This window comes from Streptosporangium sp. NPDC049046 (assembly GCF_040649155.1).
GTDB lineage: Bacteria > Actinomycetota > Actinomycetes > Streptosporangiales > Streptosporangiaceae > Streptosporangium.
This window is the reverse complement of sequence record NZ_JBEZEZ010000056.1, coordinates 1-20,025: the sequence shown is the minus strand read 5'-3', so window position 1 is coordinate 20,025 and position 20,025 is coordinate 1. Positions and strand designations below refer to the sequence as shown.

16 protein-coding genes and 1 tRNA gene are annotated in these 20,025 nt (G+C 70.2%); 16 read left to right on the top strand and 1 reads right to left on the bottom strand.

The annotated features are described in order from the left end of the window. Positions 1-91 precede the first annotated feature (91 nt). The 11 genes from mrdA (at position 92) to AB0B96_RS39450 (ending at position 16,063) form a co-directional block, all read left to right on the top strand. On the top strand, positions 92-2,155 hold the full coding sequence (mrdA, locus tag AB0B96_RS39500) for a penicillin-binding protein 2 (protein WP_362907265.1): 2,064 nt from the start codon (positions 92-94) through the stop codon (positions 2,153-2,155). Between the two features lie 40 nt (positions 2,156-2,195). Continuing rightward, entirely contained in the window at positions 2,196-3,359 is a 1,164-nt protein-coding gene (gene rodA, locus AB0B96_RS39495) for a rod shape-determining protein RodA (protein ID WP_362907263.1), read from the top strand. A gap of 80 nt (positions 3,360-3,439) precedes the next feature. Further along, entirely contained in the window at positions 3,440-5,350 is a 1,911-nt protein-coding gene (locus AB0B96_RS39490) for a TIGR03960 family B12-binding radical SAM protein (RefSeq protein WP_362907261.1), read from the top strand. Between the two features lie 101 nt (positions 5,351-5,451). Continuing rightward, entirely contained in the window at positions 5,452-6,231 is a 780-nt protein-coding gene (locus AB0B96_RS39485; protein ID WP_362907259.1) for a TIGR03936 family radical SAM-associated protein, read from the top strand. Between the two features lie 97 nt (positions 6,232-6,328). Then, a complete protein-coding gene (locus AB0B96_RS39480) occupies positions 6,329-9,124 on the top strand; it encodes an Rne/Rng family ribonuclease (RefSeq protein ID WP_362907257.1) in 2,796 nt (931 codons plus the stop codon). 208 nt (positions 9,125-9,332) lie between these two features. Next, the gene (gene rplU, locus AB0B96_RS39475) at positions 9,333-9,635 is read left to right on the top strand and encodes a 50S ribosomal protein L21 (RefSeq protein WP_030924785.1); all 303 of its coding nucleotides are present in this window, start codon (positions 9,333-9,335) and stop codon (positions 9,633-9,635) included. 19 nt (positions 9,636-9,654) lie between these two features. After that, on the top strand, positions 9,655-9,912 hold the full coding sequence (gene rpmA, locus AB0B96_RS39470; protein WP_030924780.1) for a 50S ribosomal protein L27: 258 nt from the start codon (positions 9,655-9,657) through the stop codon (positions 9,910-9,912). Between the two features lie 105 nt (positions 9,913-10,017). After that, positions 10,018-11,370, top strand: a complete 1,353-nt coding sequence (obgE, locus tag AB0B96_RS39465) for a GTPase ObgE (RefSeq protein WP_350945815.1) — start codon at positions 10,018-10,020, stop codon at positions 11,368-11,370. 109 nt (positions 11,371-11,479) lie between these two features. Next, a complete protein-coding gene (gene proB / locus AB0B96_RS39460; RefSeq protein WP_362907255.1) occupies positions 11,480-12,604 on the top strand; it encodes a glutamate 5-kinase in 1,125 nt (374 codons plus the stop codon). 16 nt (positions 12,605-12,620) lie between these two features. Next, positions 12,621-13,910 carry a glutamate-5-semialdehyde dehydrogenase gene (locus AB0B96_RS39455; RefSeq protein WP_350945817.1) on the top strand — a complete coding sequence of 430 codons (1,290 nt, stop codon included), beginning with the start codon at positions 12,621-12,623 and terminating at the stop codon, positions 13,908-13,910. 281 nt (positions 13,911-14,191) lie between these two features. Beyond that, entirely contained in the window at positions 14,192-16,063 is a 1,872-nt protein-coding gene (locus AB0B96_RS39450) for a protein kinase (protein ID WP_362907252.1), read from the top strand. 91 nt (positions 16,064-16,154) lie between these two features. Here AB0B96_RS39450 and AB0B96_RS39445 read toward each other — a convergent pair whose 3' ends face one another. Beyond that, positions 16,155-17,180, bottom strand: coding sequence for a M48 family metallopeptidase (locus tag AB0B96_RS39445; protein ID WP_362907250.1), 1,026 nt, complete (start codon positions 17,178-17,180; stop codon positions 16,155-16,157). 74 nt (positions 17,181-17,254) lie between these two features. Here AB0B96_RS39445 and nadD point away from each other — a divergent pair, with 74 nt between their 5' ends. From nadD to AB0B96_RS39420, 5 genes are all read left to right on the top strand, one after another. Continuing rightward, positions 17,255-17,893: a nicotinate-nucleotide adenylyltransferase gene (gene nadD, locus AB0B96_RS39440; RefSeq protein WP_350945820.1), complete on the top strand. Its 639-nt coding sequence runs from the start codon at positions 17,255-17,257 to the stop codon at positions 17,891-17,893. Between the two features lie 292 nt (positions 17,894-18,185). Then, positions 18,186-18,593 (top strand): ribosome silencing factor, encoded by a 408-nt coding sequence (gene rsfS, locus AB0B96_RS39435; protein ID WP_362907247.1) that lies wholly within the window; start codon positions 18,186-18,188, stop codon positions 18,591-18,593. Then, positions 18,590-19,222, top strand: coding sequence for a histidine phosphatase family protein (locus AB0B96_RS39430; protein ID WP_362907245.1), 633 nt, complete (start codon positions 18,590-18,592; stop codon positions 19,220-19,222). Before rsfS ends, AB0B96_RS39430 begins: the two co-directional genes overlap by 4 nt. 126 nt (positions 19,223-19,348) lie before the next feature. Beyond that, a tRNA-Ala gene (locus tag AB0B96_RS39425) sits at positions 19,349-19,421 on the top strand. A gap of 154 nt (positions 19,422-19,575) precedes the next feature. Further along, the coding region (locus AB0B96_RS39420; protein ID WP_362907243.1) for a helix-turn-helix domain-containing protein at positions 19,576-20,025 on the top strand (450 nt) is incomplete at its 3' end.

Here is a 20,025-nt window from a genome sequence, read left to right as displayed (position 1 = left end):
GTGCGCGATGGGGTTCCCGGTGCGTACGCCGCGAGGGGTTCGGCGGGGCGTGGACAGGGGGTTTCCGCGAGGTGTGCGGGGAGGAGCGGTCATGGGCCTGATGCGGGGGCGCCTGGTCGTGGTGCAGGTGATCGTGGTGTCGATGCTGGCGTTGCTCGCGGTGCGGCTCTGGCAGGTGCAGGTGGTGAGTGGCCGGGAGTACGTGGAGGCCGCGACCGAGACGCGTACGCGTGATGTCGTCGTCCCCGCGGTGCGCGGACAGATCCTCGACGCGACGGGCCGTCCACTGGTGCGCAACCGGACCACCCTGGTGGTCTCGGTCGACCGCACCCGCCTGAATCGGATGGCGGGCAACGGCGAGGAGGTGATCAAGAGGCTGGCCGCCGTGCTCGGCCGCCGTCCCGGCGAGTTGCGGGAGCGGATCAGGGCGTGCGGGCCCGGGGTCGCCCGTCCGTGCTGGCCGGGATCCCCGTACCAGCCGATCCCCATCGACGTCGACGTGACCACGCGCGAGGCCCTGCAGATCCTGGAGCGGCAGGAGGAGTTCCCCGGCGTCACGGCCGAGGTGCAGGCCGTGCGGGAGTATCCGCGCAAGGGCGCGGGCGCGCAGGCGCTCGGCTACCTGCAGCCGATCACGCAGGAGGAGCTGGACAAGCGCGACGGGCTCAGGGCGGCGTTCTCCGGGGTCGACCTGGTGGGCAGGGACGGCCTGGAGTCGGTCTACGACGTGCCGCTGCGTGGGACGCCCGGGATGAGGCGGGTGCAGGTCGACCGGCTGGGCAAGGTCATCGGGGTGGAGCGGCACGTGCCGCCGATCCCGGGCGACACGCTCATCACCAGCATCGACGCCAGGGTGCAGACCTTGGCGGAGAAGGCGCTGGCCGAGGCGATGAAGGGTGCGCCCAAGGCGGACGGGGCGGCGGCGGTGGTGCTGGACGCGAAGACCAGCCGGGTGATCGCGCTGGCCAGCGCGCCGACGTATGATCCGGCGGTCTGGACCGGAGGCATCTCGGAGGCGGAGTACCAGCGGTTGCTGTCGGGCAAGACCGGCAAGCCACTGGTGTCGCGGGCGATCAAGGGCGAGTTCGCGCCCGGTTCGACGTTCAAGGTGTCGTCGGTGTCGGCGATGCTCAGGGACGGCTACCCACTGCACGGCAAGTACGACTGCCCGGGGTCCTACATGGTGGGCGACCGGCCGTTCAACAACTTCCGCGGCATCGGACTGGGCACCCTCGACCTGCACACGGCGCTGGTGAAGTCGTGCGACACGATCTTCTATCGGGCGGCGTACGAGCAGTGGTTGCGCGACGGCGGTCTCGATCCCAAGGGGAGACCCAAGGAGCCGATGGCGAACATGGCGCGCGCCTTCGGGTTCGGCCGCCCCACGGGTGTCGATCTGCCTGGCGAGTCGCCGGGCAGGATTCCCGACCGGGCGTGGAAGAAGGCGCTCTGGGCGGTGACGAAGGAGGACAACTGCCGGCGGGCCAAGACCGGTTATCCGGAGGTGGCCAAGAGCAGCCCCAGCAGGGCGGCCTTCCTCAAACGGCTGGCGTACGAGAACTGCCTGGAGGGATTCCAGTGGCGGCCCGGTGACGCCGCCAACTTCTCCATCGGGCAGGGCGACGTGCTGGTGACGCCACTGCAGCTGGCGGCGGCCTACGCGGCACTGGTCGGGGACGGCAAGCTGCGCAGTCCCAGGGTGGCCTGGGCGCTGGTGCGTCCCGACGGGACCAAGGTCAAGGAGATCAAGGTGCCGGTGGTGGGTAAGTTGCCGATCACGCGGGAGGAGCGGGCCTACATCAAGGGGGCGTTGAGCGAGGTCGCCTCCGACGGCACCGCCGCAGGGGCCTTCGCGGGGTTCCCCATGGACAAGGTCAAGATCGGTGGGAAGACCGGCACCGCCGAGGTCTACGGCAAGGCCGACACGTCGTGGTTCGCCTCGTTCGCCCCGACGAACAACCCGCGGTTCGTGATCGTCGCCATGGTGTCCCAGGGCGGGATGGGCGGTCAGACCGCGGCTCCGGCGGTACGGAAGATCTACGAGGGCATCTACGGGTTCAAGCCTGACGGGAAACCGTCCTCCTCCATCCTGCCGGGCGGGCGCCCCGCGAGGGCGCTTCCGGTGATCGCCAAGGATGGGACGGTGTCGCGATGACCCCCGTATCGGCGGCGGTGACGTCCGCGAGTGAGGCCGCGTGAGTCGGGCGGCGCCGCCGAGGACGTCCCTCACCGGCCGGACGGTGGCGGCGATCTCCACGGTGGGCCGGATGGACGGATTGATGCTGGTCGCCGTGGCCGCGCTCGCGGTGATCGGCACGATGCTCGTCTGGTCGTCGACCAGGACCTGGGCGCCCGGCTCGACCGGGCTGGTCAAGAAGCACATCCTCAACCTCGTCATCGGGGCCGTGCTGGCCGGTACGGCCGCGATGGTGGACCATCGGGCGCTGCGGCTCTTCGCGCCGCTGATCTACGGGGTGACGCTGATCGGGCTGATCCTGGTGATCACACCGCTTGGCAGCACCGTGAACGGCGCCCACTCATGGATCATGCTGGGGGGCGGTTTCGCGTTCCAGCCCTCCGAGTTCGCCAAACTGGGTCTGGTGCTGATGCTCGCCATGCTGCTGGCCCAGCCGGCCAGAGGCACCGACCGGCCGCGCAGCTTCGACGTCGTGATCGCGCTGGTGGTGTCCTCCTTCACCATGGGCCTGGTGATGCTCCAGCCCGACCTGGGCACCACGATGGTCATCGGGGTGATCACGGCCGGCACGATGGTCGTGGCGGGGGTCCGCAAGCGCTGGATCGCCGGGCTCACCCTCAGCGTGATCGGTGCGGGGGTGGCCGTGTGGCTCCTCGATGTCCTGGAGCCGTACCAGATCGCCCGGTTCACCGCGTTCCTCAACCCGGCCAGTGACCCGCGTGGCGTCGGCTACAACAGCACCCAGTCGCTGATCGCGATCGGATCGGGGGAGGTGTTCGGCAAGGGGTTGTTCGGGGGTGGCCAGACCACCGGCCGTTTCGTGCCCGAGCAGCACACCGACTTCGTCTTCACGGTGGCGGGGGAGGAGTTCGGATTCCTCGGCTCGGTCACTGTGGTGGCGCTGATCGGGGTGATCCTGCTGCGGGGGGTGCGGATCGCGCGCGAGTGCGACGACCGGTTCGGCGCGCTGATGGCCGGTTCGATCGTGTGCTGGCTGGCCTTCCAGTCGTTCGTCAACATCGGGATGACGATCGGGATCATGCCGATCACCGGCCTTCCCCTGCCGTTCGTCTCCTACGGCGGTACCGCCACCTTCGCCAACATGATCGCCTTCGGGCTGCTCCAGGCGATCCATATGCGCAGGCAACCGTCGTTCGGCTGAGGAGTCCGGGGTGCCCGTTCCGGCCCCGGCGCAGGGTGGCCCGCCTGTGGCACCCTCTCCAGGCGGATATTCTTGACGGCATGTCTGTCGAGTCGTTGTTTCCCCGCCTGGAAGCGCTCCTGCCCAGAGTGCAGAAGCCGATCCAGTATGTGGGGGGTGAGCTCAACTCGACCGTCAAGGACTGGGACGAGAGCACGGTCCGCTGGGCACTGATGTATCCGGACGCCTACGAGGTGGGCCTGCCCAACCAGGGTGTCCAGATCCTCTACGAGATCCTCAACGAGCTGCCGGAGACGCTGGCCGAGCGGACCTACGCGGTCTGGCCCGACCTCGAGGCGCTCATGCGTTCCGAGGGCGTGCCGCAGTTCACGGTCGACGCGCACCGGCCGGTGAGGGCGTTCGACGTGCTCGGGCTCTCCTTCTCGACCGAGCTCGGCTACACCAACATGCTGACCGCGCTGGATCTGGCGGGCATCCCGCTGGAGGCGGCCGACCGGGGCGACGACGACCCGATCGTGCTGGCCGGTGGGCACGCGGCGTTCAATCCCGAGCCGATCGCCGACTTCCTCGACGCCGCCGTGCTGGGCGACGGGGAGCAGGTCGCCATCGCGATCACCGAGGTGATCCGCGAGTGGAAGGCCGAGGGCTCGCCCGGCGGGCGCGACGAGCTGCTGATGCGGCTGGCCGAGTCCGGCGGGGTCTACGTGCCGAAGTTCTACGACGTCGACTACCACGCCGACGGCCGGATCCAGCGGGTCACGCCCAACAGGTCGGGGGTGCCGTGGCGGATCCACAAGCACACCGTGATGGATCTGGACGAGTGGCCCTATCCCAAGAAGCCGCTGGTCCCGCTGGCCGAGACCGTGCACGAGCGGTTCAGTGTGGAGATCTTCCGCGGCTGCACCCGTGGGTGCCGGTTCTGCCAGGCCGGCATGATCACCCGTCCGGTGCGCGAGCGCTCGATCACCACGATCGGCGACATGGTCGAGGCGGGCGTCAAGGCCTCCGGGTTCAACGAGGTCGGCCTGTTGTCGCTCTCCTCTGCGGACCACTCCGAGATCGGCGAGGTCGCCAAGGGGCTGGCCGACCGCTACGAGGGCACCAACACCTCCCTGTCGCTGCCCTCGACCCGGGTCGACGCCTTCAACATCGACCTGGCGAACGAGTTCTCCCGCAACGGCCGCCGCTCCGGTCTGACGTTCGCCCCGGAGGGCGGCTCGGAGCGGATGCGTAAGGTGATCAACAAGATGGTCACCGAGGAAGACCTGATCAGGACCGTCACCACCGCGTACACCCAGGGTTGGCGGCAGGTGAAGCTCTACTTCATGTGCGGCCTGCCCACCGAGGAGGACGCCGACGTCCTGGGCATCGCCGATCTGGCCAAGAAGGTCATCAAGGCGGGCCGGGAGGCCACCGGGTCGCGCGACGTCCGCTGCACGGTCTCCATCGGCGGTTTCGTTCCCAAGCCGCACACTCCGTTCCAGTGGGCCGGCCAGGCCGACCACGAGACGGTCGACCGCAGGCTGAAGGCGCTGAAGGAGGCTCTGCGGGGCGACAGGGAGTACGGCCGCGCCATCGGCCTGCGGTACCACGACGGCAAGCCGTCGATCGTGGAGGGCCTGCTCTCCCGGGGTGACCGCCGGGTCGGCAAGGTCATCCGTGCGGTGTGGGCCGAGGGGGGCCGCTTCGACGGCTGGAGCGAGCACTTCTCCTACCAGCGCTGGATGGACGCCGCCGCCGCGGTGGGCGTCGACGTCGACTGGTACACCACGCGTGAGCGCGAGGAGAACGAGGTCCTGCCCTGGGACCATCTCGACGCCGGGCTCGACCGCGAGTGGCTCTGGCAGGACTGGCAGGACGCGGTCAACGACGTCGAGGTCGAGGACTGCCGCTGGACCCCGTGCTACGACTGCGGCGTCTGCCCCACGATGGGCACCGAGATCCAGATCGGGCCCACCGGGAAGAAGCTGCTGCCACTCACGGTTGTCTGAGGTGGGCGGCGCGTGAGCACCGCCTCCGGAAACGACGACCACGATTCGGGAAGGACGACACCACCCTGAAACCCGCTCCTGACGGGCCGCCGCCCGCGCCCGTGGTGCAGCGCCTGCGCGTTCGCTACGCCAAGCGCGGCCGCCTGCGCTTCACCAGTCACCGTGACATCACCCGGGCCCTCGAACGGGCGGTCCGGAGAGCCGACGTCCCGGTGGCGTTCAGCGCGGGCTTCTCGCCCCACCCGAAGATCTCCTATGTGGGAGCGGCCGCCCCCACCGGGGTCGCCAGCGAGGCCGAATACTTCGAGATCAGCGTGACGCGTGAGTGTGATCCCGGCAGGCTGCGAGCCGCTCTGGACACCTCACTGCCTCCCGGTCTCGACGTGCTCGACGTCGTCGAGGCGGACTCCGCGAGCCTGGCCGACCGGATGGAGTGCTCGGCGTGGGAGCTGCGGCTTCGAGGAGCCGATTCCGCCCTCGCCGGGGCCGCGGTCGAGAAATTCCTCGCCACGGAACACGTCGAGGTCGAACGCCTTACGAAGAAGGGGATGCGGCGCTTCGACGCACGTGAAGCGGTGCTGAGCCTCACGGTATTTGAGGTAACAGAGACAACAGCAGGTCAGGCGTCCAGTCAGCCATGTGTCATACTTCGCATGGTTGTACGGCACGAAACTCCTGCCGTTCGACCCGACGACGTTCTCACTGGACTGCGTCTTGTGGCTGACTTCGCGCCGCCGGTGCCCCCCGAGGTGACCAGGCTGGCGCAGGGCCCGCTGGACGTTCACACCGGTGAGCCCGCCGATCCGTTCGGCCTGGACCGCGACATCACGCGCGGCGGCGAAGCGGAACCGGTGGGCAGGCACGTCGGCGGCGACATATAGGACTTGGCGCCGGGCCCCAGGCCTGGCGGACAGTGAGAGACGAGAGCTCCCGCGCGGCGCGGAGACGCGCCCGGGAGCTGAACGGGAGAGCGCCCGCATGCTCGACAACGAGCCCAACGCCGGGGTCAACAGCCCTGACGGGGACACGACAACAGAAGAGACACGACCGCCGACGACCCGTCGCAGGGCCGCGAGCAGGCCGGCCGGACCTCCACCGGAGCCGCCGGAGCCGGCCCCGGTGGTCACGGCACCGCCCGCACCGGTCGCGCAGACCGTGACGCCCGAGGTCCCCGAGACCTCCACGGTGGAGCCCACCGCGCCCGCGCCCAAGCGCGCCACCAGGCGCAAGACGGCGGTGGCGGACGGTGCGACCACCACCACGCGTCGTAGCCGCGCGAAGAAGCCGGCCGAGCCGGTCGCGGAGGTTGCGACCCCCGAGACCCTCGAGACCCCTGCGATCCCCGATGCACCCGTGACGGTCTCCCCGGCGCACCCCGTGGCGCCCGTCGCCGTACCGGATCCCTTCGCCGAGGCCGAGCCCGCGCCCCAGGAGGCGCCCGCGGCCCCCGCCAAGCGCACCCGTACGCGCAAGAAGGCCACGCCGCGCGAGGCGCCGCCGGTCGAGGCCGAGCAGAGCGTCCACGTGCCTCCCGCCGAGGTGGAGGAGGCCGAGGCGGAGCTCCTGCCGGCCGACGAGCCGCTCGACGACGAGCCCGCGGGCGAGGACATCATCGAGGAGCGTCCCGGCCTGTTCGCCGATCCCTTCGGCCTGGCCGCCAGGGAACGTTCCGAGGTGCCCTCGGTGACCTTCCAGGCACCCGCCGCGGTGTTCCAGCCACTGTTCCAGGCCCCCGACCCGCAGCGGGCCGCACAGCCCGCCACGCGTCCCGCGCCGGTCCAGCCCGCCACTCCCGAGCCCGAGCCCGTCGAGGCGAGGGTCGACAAGGCCGACCGGGTCGAGAAGACCGAGAGGGCCGAGCTCGCCGAGGAGCCCGAGGACGACGACTCGGAAGGCGAGGGCGACGACGACGCGGGAGGTCGCCGGCGTCGGCGCCGCAGGGGCGGCCGGGGCCGCGGCAAGGCGCGCGACCTCGACGAGACCGAGGAGACCGAGGCCGAGCAGGACGACGAGGAGCAGGCCGAGGCCGAGCAGGACGACGAGGCCGAGAGCGGCAGCTCGCGTCGCCGTCGACGCAGGCGGCGCAGGGGCACGGACGAGTCCGGTGACGTCCCCGACGACCCGCCGAACACGGTGGTGCGCATCCGCGCGCCCCGTGCCGGCCGCGGCACCTCGGTGGACGAGGTGCAGAGCGTGCGCGGCTCGACCCGTCTGGAGGCGAAGAAGCAGCGTCGTCGCGAGGGTCGTGAGCTCGGCCGCAGGCGTCCGCCGATCATCACCGAGTCGGAGTTCCTGGCCCGCAGGGAGTCCGTCGAGCGCGTGATGGTGGTCCGCCGCACCGGCGGGCGCACCCAGATCGCGGTGCTGGAGGACGGCGTCCTCGTCGAGCACTACGTCAACCGCGAGGCGAGCCAGTCGTACGTGGGCAACGTCTATCTCGGCAAGGTGCAGAACGTGCTGCCGAGCATGGAGGCCGCGTTCGTCGACATCGGCAAGGGCCGCAACGCGGTCCTGTACGCCGGAGAGGTGAACTTCGACACCGCAGGGCTGGAAGGACAGCCCAAGCGGATCGAGGTGGCGCTGAAGTCCGGCCAGTCGGTGCTGGTGCAGGTCACCAAGGATCCGATGGGTCACAAGGGCGCCCGCCTGACGAGCCAGATCAGCCTGCCGGGACGTTACCTGGTCTACGTGCCCGACGGTTCGATGACCGGTATCAGCCGCAAGCTCCCCGACAAGGAGCGCACCCGCCTCAAGAGCATCCTGAAGAAGGTCATGCCGGAGAACGCGGGGGTCATCGTCCGTACGGCCGCCGAGGGTGCCTCGGAGGACGAGCTGGCTCGCGACGTGGCCAGGCTGTCGGCGCAGTGGGAGAACATCCAGCGCAAGGCCAAGTCGGCCAGCGCGCCCGAGCTGCTCTCCTCCGAGCCCGACCTGACCGTCCGGGTGGTCCGCGACGTGTTCAACGAGGACTTCGCCTCGCTGGTCGTCGCGGGGGACGTGTGGGAGACGGTCGACGAGTACGTCCGCTACGTCGCCCCGCATCTGGCCGACCGCCTCAGCAGGTGGGAGGAGGGCGGTGACGTCTTCGCCGCGTACCGGATCGACGAGCAGATCGCCAAGGCGATGGAGCGCAAGGTCTGGCTGCCCAGCGGCGGCTCGCTGGTGATCGACAGGACCGAGGCCATGACCGTGGTCGACGTCAACACCGGCAAGTTCACCGGTCAGGGCGGCAACCTCGAGGAGACCGTCACCCGCAACAACCTGGAGGCGGCCGAGGAGATCGTCCGCCAGCTCAGGTTGCGCGACATCGGCGGCATCATCGTCATCGACTTCATCGACATGGTGCTGGAGAACAACCGTGATCTGGTGCTGCGGCGGCTGCTGGAGTGCCTGGCCCGTGACCGTACCAAGCACCAGGTGGCCGAGGTGACCTCCCTCGGTCTGGTTCAGATGACGCGCAAGCGGGTCGGCCAGGGCCTCCTGGAGGCCTTCTCGACCACCTGTGAGTGCTGCAACGGCCGCGGCCTGCACGTCTCGTCGGAACCGGTCGAGGGCAAGCCCGAGCCGCGCGGCACCCAGGGCAAGATGGCCGTGGAGAAGGCCGTCGCGGAAAAGCTCGGCAAGGACGGTAACCACGCGGTGGCGGCCGGTGACCAGTCTGGGCGTGATACGGTGACCGATGCGCTTGATGGAGTCCAGCATGAGGACGGTCAGGCAGCACAGGCTTCTGGCCGGGGGCGGCGACGCTCCCGCAAGGCCAGGTCGGCCGATTAGACCCCGTCCCGCACAGGGACGGGGCCGAAGGCCGGCACCCCCGACGTTCCGCCCGGTTCGACCAGGACACCGTCAATCCGGTACCCTGGTGAACCGGTGCGCTCATGGCGCGCCCTGTTCGCGCGCCTACCCGGTACGTCATCAATGACCACAGCCGGATGCGGGGCGCAGCATCCAGCGAGCAAGCAGTCAGAAGAAGGGTTCCGCGGTGTACGCGATCGTTCGTTGCGGCGGCAGGCAGCAGAAGGTCTCCGTCGGTGACGTCCTTGAAGTGGACAAGGTCGCCGGCGAGGTCGGTTCCACGGTTTCGCTGCCGACGGTCCTCGTCGTCAACGACGGCGACGTGACCACCGAGGCGGGCAAGTTCACGGTTGCCGCCGAGATTCTCGGTGAGACCAAGGGTCCGAAGATCCGGATTCTGAAGTACAAGAACAAGTCGGGGTACAAGAAGCGCCAGGGTCACCGCCAGCGGTACACCCAGGTGAAGATCACCGGCATCGACCAGGCCTGAGTTTCGGGAGTTTTGCGAGATGGCACACAAGAAGGGCGCGTCGTCCACTCGGAACGGCCGCGACTCCAACGCCCAGCGGCTCGGTGTGAAGCGCTTCGGCGGTCAGCTGGTCAACGCCGGCGAGATCATCGTTCGTCAGCGCGGCACCCACTTTCACCCCGGCGACAACGTCGGCCGTGGCAGTGACGACACGCTGTTCGCGCTGGCCGCGGGCCACGTTCTGTTCGGTGTCAAGCGCGGACGCCGCGCGGTGAGCATCGTTCCGGTCGCGGAGTAGATTCGCGCCGACAGACGTTGAGGGCAGGGGTGGATCGCATTCAGCGGTCCACCCCTGTTCGCGTTTTCACCGGAATTTCCCGTAGATAGAGGTAGGAAAGTAGATATGCCGGACTTTGTGGACCAGGTGGTCCTGCACATCAAGGCCGGTGACGGGGGAAACGGCTGTGCCTCTGTCCATCGGGAGAAGTTCAAGCCGCTGGGCGGTCCCGACGGGGGCAACGGAGGCCGGGGCGGTGACGTGATCCTGGAGGTCGACGCCAACACGGCGACCCTGCTGGAGTATCACCGCCGCCCGCACCGCAAGGCCGACAACGGCAAGCAGGGGCAGGGTGCCAACCGTGACGGCGCCAACGGCGGCGACATCATCATCTCGGTGCCCGACGGCACCGTGGTCAAGAACGCCGCCACCGGCGAGGTCCTGATCGACCTGATCGGCGCGGGTACCCGCTACGTGATCGCCGAGGGCGGGCACGGCGGGCTCGGCAACGCCGCACTCGCCTCCGCCAAGCGCAAGGCCCCCGGATTCGCGCTGCTCGGTGAGCCGGGCGACGAGCTCGACGTCATGCTGGAGATGAAGAGCGTCGCCGACGTGGCGCTCGTCGGATTCCCCAGTGCGGGCAAGTCCTCCCTCATCGCCGCGCTCTCGGCCGCCCGCCCGAAGATCGCCGACTACCCGTTCACCACCCTGGTCCCCAACCTCGGGGTGGTCACCGCGGGCGAGACCGTCTTCACCGTCGCGGACGTGCCGGGACTGATCCCCGGCGCCTCGGAGGGCAAGGGGCTGGGGCACGAGTTCCTGCGCCACGTCGAGCGCTGCAACACGCTCGTGCACGTGATCGACTGCGCCACGATGGAGCCGGGCCGTGACCCGATCAGCGACTACGAGGCGATCGAGGCCGAGCTGGCCGCGTACGGCAAGCTGGAGGACCGGCCGCGCCTGGCGGTGCTCAACAAGTCCGACGTGCCCGACGCCCGCGAGCTGGCGGAGATCGTGACGCCGATGCTCCAGGAGCGGGGACTGCGGGTCTTCTCGATCTCCGCGGCCACCCATGACGGACTCAAGGAACTGACCTACGCCATGGGGGAGATGGTCGCCGCCGCGAGGGCCGCCGCTCCGATCCCGGAGCCGACCCGCCTGGTCATCAGGCCCAAGCAGCACGGTGACGCGGGATTCGCCGTCCGCAGGATCGACGACCACACCTTCCAGGTCACCGGGGTGAGGCCGGAGCGGTGGATCCGCCAGACCGACTTCACCAACGACGAGGCCGTGGGCTACCTGGCCGACCGGCTGGAGCGGCTCGGCGTCGAGGAGGAGCTCACCAAGGCCGGGGCGAAGGCCGGAGCCGAGGTGATCATCGGCTCCATGGAGAGCGGACACATCTTCGACTGGCAGCCGACGCTCAACGCCGAGGCCGTACGTCAGGGGCCGCGCGGATCGGACAACCGGCTCGGCTAGCGGGGGCCTCGCGAGGGCGCCTCGGCGCGCGTCCCGTGTGCTTCCCGCCCCGTCCGGGCGGCTCGGATAACCTGATCTTCCAAGTGATCATCTTTGAGAGGTGCGTGTCGTGGACTCTGCGCGCGAACGGATCCGTACGGCTTCGCGCCTTGTCGTGAAGGTGGGTTCGTCCTCGCTCACCACCCCGCGGGGGATGATCGACGTCGACCGGGTGGACGCCCTGGTCGACGTGCTCGCCGCCCGGCGCAAGGCCGGCACCCAGATCGTGCTGGTCTCCTCCGGCGCGATCGCGGCGGGTCTCGGTCCGCTGGGCCTGCCCGCCAGGCCGCGCGACCTCGCCACCCAGCAGGCCGCCGCCTCGGTCGGCCAGGGCGTGCTGGTGGCTCGATACACCTCCTCCTTCGCCCGGTACGGCCTGCGGGTCGGCCAGGTTCTGCTGACCGCCGACGACATGATGCGCCGCTCGCACCACGTCAACGCCGAGCGCACGCTGGCCCGGCTGCTGGAGCTGGGCATCGTCCCCGTGGTCAACGAGAACGACACCGTGGCCACCGACGAGATCCGCTTCGGCGACAACGACCGGCTCGCCGCGCTGGTCGCCCACCTGACCAGGGCCGATGCGCTGGTGCTGCTGTCGGATGTGGACGCGCTCTACGACGGCGACCCCCGTCGTCCCGGCGCCCGCAGGCTCGCCGACGTACGCGGGCCCGAGGACCTCGTCGGGGTGGAGCTCGGCAAGGGCGGGGCGGTCGGCACCGGAGGCATGATCACCAAGGTGCAGGCCGCCAAGATCGCCACAGGGGCGGGTGTGCCCGTGGTGCTCACCGCCGCCGCGCACGCGGCCCAGGCGCTCGCGGGAACCGACGTCGGCACCTACTTCCACCCCGGTGGGCGTCACCCGGGCACCCGCCTGCTCTGGCTGGCCCACGCCACCACGGGTCGTGGACGCCTCCACCTGGACTCCGGCGCCGTCGAGGCGGTGGTGAGCCGCCGCAAGTCGCTGCTCCCGGCGGGGGTCACCTCCGTCGAGGGCGAGTTCGCGGCGGGCGATCCGGTGGACCTGTGCGGGCCGCTCGGCCGGGTGGTCGCGCGTGGCCTGGTCAACTTCGACGCGGGGGAGATTCCGGGGCTGCTCGGGCGCTCCACCCGGGAACTGGCGGCGAGCCTGGGGCCCGAGTACGAACGAGAGCTGATCCACCGCGACGACATCGTCATACTGGAATCCCACAACTAGTTTTTTGGAGCGCGAGATGTCCGAGGACTTCCTGAAGGTGGCCTTGGCGGCCAAAGAGGCCGCCGCGGAGCTGGCCCCGCTGCCGAGGGCGCCGAAGGACGCCGCGCTCCGGGTGATGGCCGACGCGCTGGTGGCCGCGTCCGCCGAGATCGTCGCGGCCAACGCGCTCGATGTGGAGAGGGCGCGGGAGAGCGGGATCTCCGAGTACATGATCGACCGTCTTCGTCTCGACGAGGCCAGGATCGAGGCGATCGCCGAGGCGGTCCGTCAGGTCGCCGACCTGCCCGACCCCGTCGGCGAGGTGATCCGGGGCAACACGCTGCCCAACGGGCTGGAGCTGCGCCAGCTCCGGGTCCCGCTCGGCGTGATCGGCATCATCTACGAGGGCCGCCCCAACGTGACCGTGGACGCCGCGGCGCTCTGCCTCAAGAGCGGCAACGCCACCCTGCTGCGCGGCTCGTCCAGCGCGTACGAGTCGAACACGGTCCTCGTCAGGATCATGCAGGAGGCGCTGGCGGGCACCCGGGTGCCCGCCGGAGCCGTCCAGCTGGTCCCCGGGCAGAGCCGCGACTCGGCCAAGGAACTCATGAGGGCCCGCGGCCTGGTCGATGTGCTGATTCCGCGCGGCGGCGCCTCGCTGATCAACTCGGTGGTGGAGGAGTCCACCGTCCCGGTGATCGAGACCGGCGTGGGCAACTGCCACGTCTACGTCGACGCCGACGCCGATCTGGACCTCGCGATCCAGATCCTGATCAACGCCAAGGTTCAGCGGCCCTCGGTGTGCAACTCCGCCGAGACGCTCCTGGTGCACGCGGCCGTGGCCGACACCTTCGTGCCGCGAGCGCTGGCCGCGCTGGCGGCGGAGGGCGTCACGGTGCACGGCGACGCGCGCGTCGCGGCGTACGGCGATGTGGTGCCCGCCGGGGAGGAGGACTTCCGGATGGAGTACCTCTCGCTGGACATCGCCGCCGCCGTGGTCGACTCGCTGGAGGAGGCGGTCGCGCACATCAGGAAGTACGGCTCGGCGCACACCGACGCGATCGTCACGCGCTCGGTCAGCGCCTCCCGCAGGTTCGTCGCGCTGGTCGACTCCGCGGCCGTGGCGGTCAACGCCTCGACCAGGTTCACCGACGGCGGGGAGTTCGGCTTCGGCGCGGAGATCGGCATCTCCACCCAGAAGCTGCACGCGCGCGGCCCCATGGGCCTGCCGGAGCTGACCTCGACCAAGTGGGTCTACACCGGTGAAGGTCATCTGCGCACGGCCGAGGGTACGGTCCTCGCCTCACCCGAGTCCGCGTCCCGATAAGTCGCTCCCGCGGGGCCCCGGACGTCGCGACGCGGCCTTCCGGGTGCCCCGTGAGCCGTTCCTTGGGCCCGGGGCGCACCGCCCGGACCCGGCGAATCCCGCAGCCGCAGGGTCTTTCGCTCTTCCGGATCTTTCTGGGAGTCCGGCGTGCCGCCGGGAAAACGTCACACTCGCCCGCTATGGTGTGGTCTCCTATGGCTGGAGAGCAGGGAAGCGAGCGGGAGTGAGCGACCCGATAGGCGCGGCGGTCCCTGACCCATGTGGCCGACGCAGGAGGTCACGTGGGTCGTCTCGGGCGGGTCGGTCCCTATACGTTGCTGGAACGTCTTGGCCGGGGGGGAATGGGCGAGGTCTACCTCGCCTCCAGCCGCCGGGGTGACAGGGTCGCGCTCAAGGTGCTCCACGACGTCCACGACCCGGGCTCCGAGGCCCGGGTGCGTCTGGAGCGAGAGGTCCGTGCCCTGCGCAGGGTCGAGAGCCCCTACGTCGCCCGCGTCGTCGACGCCGATCTCGACGGTGACCGGCCCTACCTGGTCATGGAGCACATCGAGGGAGACACCCTCCTGGATCGGGTGCGCCGCGACGGTTGCCTGGAGGGCGCCGGCCTGCTCAGTGTCGCGCAGGGCCTCGCCATCGCCCTGTCGATCATCCACGCGGCCGGGGTCGTGCACCGCGACCTCAAACCCGCCAACGTGGTGGTCAACGGGGACGACGAGCCCGTCCTCATCGACTTCGGCATCGCCCACGTCCTGGACGCCACCCGGCTCACCCTGACCGGCACCTTCCTGGGCACCCCCGGCTACGCCGCCCCCGAACTGTTCGCGGACGAGCACGTGGGCGAGCCCGCGGACGTGCACGCCTGGGCGGCCACCGTCGCCTTCGCCGCGACCGGCCGTCCCACCTTCGGTGGAGGCACCGTCGAGGCACAGATGTACGCGATCCTCAACGGCCAGGCCGACCTTGAGGGCGTCCCGGCGGCTCTGCTGCCGTTGATCCGCGCGGCCCTGCACCGCGAGCCGGCCAAGCGCCCCACCGCGGCACTCCTCACCAGCCGCCTGGGCCGCCTGGTGAGGACGATCCCGTCCGAGGCGGGGGCGGTCAGGAAACCGGGCACCCTCGCGGGGGAGAAGCCCGGCCAGGGCAGGAAGCAGGAAGGCCGCTCCAGGTCCGGCACCAAGGGCGAGGAGCCCGTCAAGAGCGGGCGGGCGGCCAGGGCGGAGACCGGCAGAGGAAGGTCGTCCGTTCCCACGGACGGAGCGGTGCGTCCGCCCCGGTCCCCGGCCGACACGGACGGCGCGCCGCGCGGGGGGAGGGCGGTGCCCGCCGGTGAGACGGCCCGTGCGGCCCGGGCGCTCCCGGCGCCCGGTGAGGCGTCCCGTGGCGGGCGCCCGGCCGCCGCGGTCGGCGAGGCGCCCCGTGGCCGCTCTGCCCCCGCGAGCGGTGAGACACCTCGCGGGGCACGCGCGGCCGCCACGACAGGTGAGACGTCCAGGACCGGGCGGGCCCCCGCGGCCGCGGAGACGTCGCGTGGCGGGCGTCCAGCCGCCGCGGCGGGCAGAGCCGTCCGGCGGCGCCAAACCGGTAAGGGGCGGGGCGGGGCGGCCGGAGAACTCCAGGGCGGGGGCAGGGCGGGGCCGTTGCCCGCGGGCAACGCGGCGCTGCTACTGCTGGCGGTGCTGGCCGTGCCGTGCGTCGTGGCCACGGTCATCTGGCCGCCGGCCACCTTCGCCGTCACCGGGCTGTTCGCCACGCTGGCCCGTACGCTGTGGGCCGGGCACTGGCTGGTCAGGAAGCGTAAGTCGGCCAGGACCCGGGCGGTCCTGCGTGTGCTGGGCTTTCCACTGACCTTCGTCGTCTCGCTGCTGACCGCCCTCGCGTGGCCGGGGCTGCCGGCGGCGGCCCTCGCCGGGGGCGCGCTCTGGCTGAGCCTCGGCGGCTCGCTGCCCCCGGACTGGTGGGCGCATCCCGCCCCGGTCGCCGTCGCCGGCGTCGTGTTCGGCGTCGTCTGCGGAGGCATCCTCGGCCGGGAGATCGAGCGGATCGGTGCCGAGCTCGTCGAACTCCGCAAGGAGGGCCTGCGCGCGCTCGCCGTACTGGGCGGGTTCGTCGCCCTGTGCTCCGCGGCCGTACGCGCGATCGCCCTCCTCGTGTAGATCTCACTCCTGTTCGAGTATGGACTTCATGTGTGGCCTGCATGGAAAAGGGCCCGGAGCGGTCCCCGGGCCCTTTTGGTGGAGCTTCTGATTAATTTCCATCGCGGCGGGAGAAGCGGTTGAAGATACGCTCTCCGGCGTTGACGGCGCCTTCCGCGACGTCGCGCAGGACGCCGATGAACGGGTCCTGGGACTGCGACCAGGATTCACGGTAGGAGCGGGCGGCCGCCTTGACCTCTTCGGAGATCTTCGCGTTGGCGTCGTCGGTGCGGCGGGGGTATTCACCGGCGAGGATCGCCTCGTACTCGCCGCTGCGGCGCCACTTGTCGAGCTCGGCGACGCGCGAGACGGCGAACGGGTGGGTGGTGCCCAGCAGGTTGAGGACCTTGAGCAGGCCGTCACGGACGTCGCCCGCCGTGTCGTACTCCCTGGCCTGGTCTAGGAAGGCCTCGATGTTCATCTCGTGCAGGCGCGAGCCGCCGGCGAGCTTCATCAGGGCGCGCAGTGCCGCGTCGGAGTCCTGGCCGCAGAGCAGGCCGCCTCGGTCGGCGGAGAGCTCGGACTTGCGGTGCCACTCCTCCAGGCCGGCCACGATCGCGCGCAGGCCGATGTAGCCGAGCGGGATCCAGGCCACGCGGGTGGCGAGACGGGTCAGGATGTCGAGCATGGTCCGGTAGACCGCGTGGCCCGACAGGATGTGGGCGGTCTCGTGGCCGATGACGAAGCGCTGCTCCTCTGAGTCCATCAGGTCGAGGAGACCGGTCGTGACGACGATGAACGGGTCGTCGAAACCGATCGCCTTCGCCTGCACCAGCGGGCTCTGCTGCACGTAGACCTCGGGAATGCGGTGGAGGTCGAGCGTGTAGGCGGCGTCGCGGCCCATGTCGTGCAGCGAGCGGAACTGGGTCTCGCTGGTGCGCACGGCCGAGGCGAGGTAGATCAGGCGCAGGCGGCGCTCGCTGACCAGGCCGGACATCTGCTTGAGCACCGTGTCGAACCCGCTGAGCGACCGGAGGGCGACCAGCGCGGACCGATCGGCAGGATGTTCGTAGGCGCGCGAGCTGATGCCGGGAAGCTGCACGCGGTTGCGATCCGGGGTGGTGGTCATGTCCGGCATGCTACGTCGGGTCCGCCTGCCACGCGCGGGGGGTGATTAAAAGCTGTGTACGGCTTGCACGTATGGTCCGTTTCATGATGAACGTGCCTACGGGCAAGGGGAAGCGACGTCTGGGCGTCATGGGCGGGACCTTCGACCCGATCCATCACGGTCACCTGGTCGCGGCCAGTGAGGTCGCTCACCATTTCGATCTTGACGAGGTGGTCTTCGTGCCGACGGGACAGCCGTGGCAGAAGGCCGACAAGATCGTCTCGGCCGCCGAGGACCGCTATCTCATGACGGTCATCGCCACCGCCTCCAACCCCAGGTTCTCGGTGAGCCGCGTCGACATCGACCGCCCGGGTCCCACCTTCACCATCGACACGCTCCGGGAGATCTCCGCCGCCTGGGGGCCCGATGTGGATCTCTACTTCATCACCGGGGCCGACGCGCTCGCCCAGATCCTGAGCTGGCGCGACGTCGACGAGCTGTTCACCATCGCGCACTTCGTGGGTGCCACCAGGCCCGGCCACGTCCTGCACGACCCCGGCCTGCCCGACGGCAAGGTGAGCCTGGTGGAGATCCCGGCGCTGGCCATCTCGTCGTCGGAGTGTCGCCAGCGGGTGGCCTCCGGGGAGCCCATCTGGTATCTCGTCCCCGACGGCATCGTCCAGTACATCAACAAGCGCGGTCTGTACGGCGACACGGCGGCCAGACCTTCCGGTGGCCGGTGAGCGGGGGCCGATTTTGATGAAATTCGCTATGATTCGAGAAATTTGCGTGGGACGAGTATCCGCGGCTCATCCGGCATGATCGCCGACCGCGCGGGCCGTGCCCGTCCCACCCGAGATCGACGAACGCGGCCCCGCCCGCCGAGGACGCCCCTGATCAGGGCGGCAATTCGTTTGCGGTGCGGAATCGGGTGACACACGATAGGCGTTGTCCAACAGGCGGCTCTTCAACAAGCGCCGAATCGGGCACCCTGATAGGTGACAGCGCCGACTAGCAGGAGGACTGACCCACACCGTGACAGCAACAGAAAGATCCATCCAGCTCGTCAGGCTCGCCGCCGAGGCGGCGGCGGACAAACTGGCCGATGACATTCTCGCCTACGACGTGAGCGACCAGCTCGTCATCACCGACGCGTTCGTGCTCTGCTCCGCCACCAACGACCGTCAGGTCCGCGCCATCGTCGACGAGATCGAGGACCGGCTGCGAATCGCGGCCGACGCCAAGCCCGTCCGTCGCGAGGGTGAGCGCGAGGGCCGCTGGGTCCTGCTGGACTACATCGACATCGTCGTGCACGTCCAGCATGAGGAGGACCGCACCTTCTACGCGCTGGAGCGCCTGTGGAAGGACTGCCCCTCCATCTCGCTGCCGGACAGCGTGACCCAGGTCGCCGCCCAGCGCGCCCGCGGGACGGTAGCTGAGTGAGTCGCCGCGTCGTCTGCCTCAGGCATGGCCAGACGCTGTGGAACGTCGAGCACCGCTTCCAGGGCCACAGCGACATCCCCCTTGACGAGACCGGGATCGCGCAGGCCACCCGCGCGGCCTCGCTGCTCGCCGCTCTCCGCCCGAGCAGGATCGTCTCCTCCGATCTCCAGCGTGCCTTCGACACCGCCTCGGCGCTGGGCCGCGTCACGCGCCTGGACGTCAGTGTCGACAAGGATCTGCGAGAGCGGGGCGGAGGCCAGTGGGAAGGGCTCACCCGGGAGGAGATCTTCAAGAGGTGGCCCCGGGAGTTCGCCGACTGGGAGGCGCCGGGCGGTGAGGCGGTCACCGACGTCGCCGACAGGGTCTCCTCGGCCATCCGCCGCTGGGCGGCGGAGATCGACTCCGACGGCCTGCTGGTCGTCGCCTCCCACGGGGCGGCGATCCGGCTCGGTATCGCCAAGCTCATGAACCTGCCGCAGGAGCTCTGGCCCGCCCTGGGAGGTCTCGGAAACTGCTCGTGGTCGGTGCTGGAGGAGGGGCGTAAGGGCTGGCGTCTGCTGGAGCACAACGCGGGGACCCTCCCCGAGCCGGTCAGCAGCGACGACAACCCCGAGGTCACCCAGGATTGACCTTCGGGCGGCGCGGCTTGCGCCCCGGTGGCGGGCGCGGGCCGTGTGGTCGTCGATTAGGTGAACACGCCGGTGTCCTTATATGCTTCCCGAGCGCCGCAACGAGAGCACTCGAAGCGGTGACCAGGGGCTATGGCGCAGCTGGTAGCGCGCCTCCATGGCATGGAGGAGGTCTGGGGTTCGAATCCCCATAGCTCCACCCACGGACGGATGATCGGATCGTCGGCGCGGTGAGCGCCGGTGGGAGGTCGCCCGCGATCTCCCTGACAAGGCCACCCTTCGGGTGGCCTTGTTTCGTTCAGGGGCGTGTCGCGGGCACGTCCGGGCACCGTACCTCCTGGTATGGTCGGGGCGTGAGTGCGGCGCGTGACCGTTGGTTGGACGAGGGCATCCGGGTGCTGGCCGCCGAGGGGGCCTCGGGGGTGCGCATCGACCGGATCGCCGCCCGCCTGGGATTGTCCAAGGGGTCCTTTCACCACCATTTCGATGGTGCCGAGGGATACAAGCGCGACCTGCTGGCGTACTTCGAGCGTTTGTCCGTCGAGGCGTTCGACCGGGCGATCGCCGAGGTCGAGACGCAGGGTGACGCGCGAGCCGTCCTCGGGAGGCTGACCGAGCTGATCCGGTCGCGGGATACGGGGCTCTACCGACCGCAACTGGAGGCCGCGGTACGTGCCTGGTCGATGTCGGATCCCGGCGTGGGGGGCGGGGGGGCGCGCCGCCGCCCGGGGCGGGGGGCGGGGGGGGGGGGCGGCGCGGGCGCCCCGCGCACGGGCGGCGCCGGCGCGGCGCCGCGCGCCCCG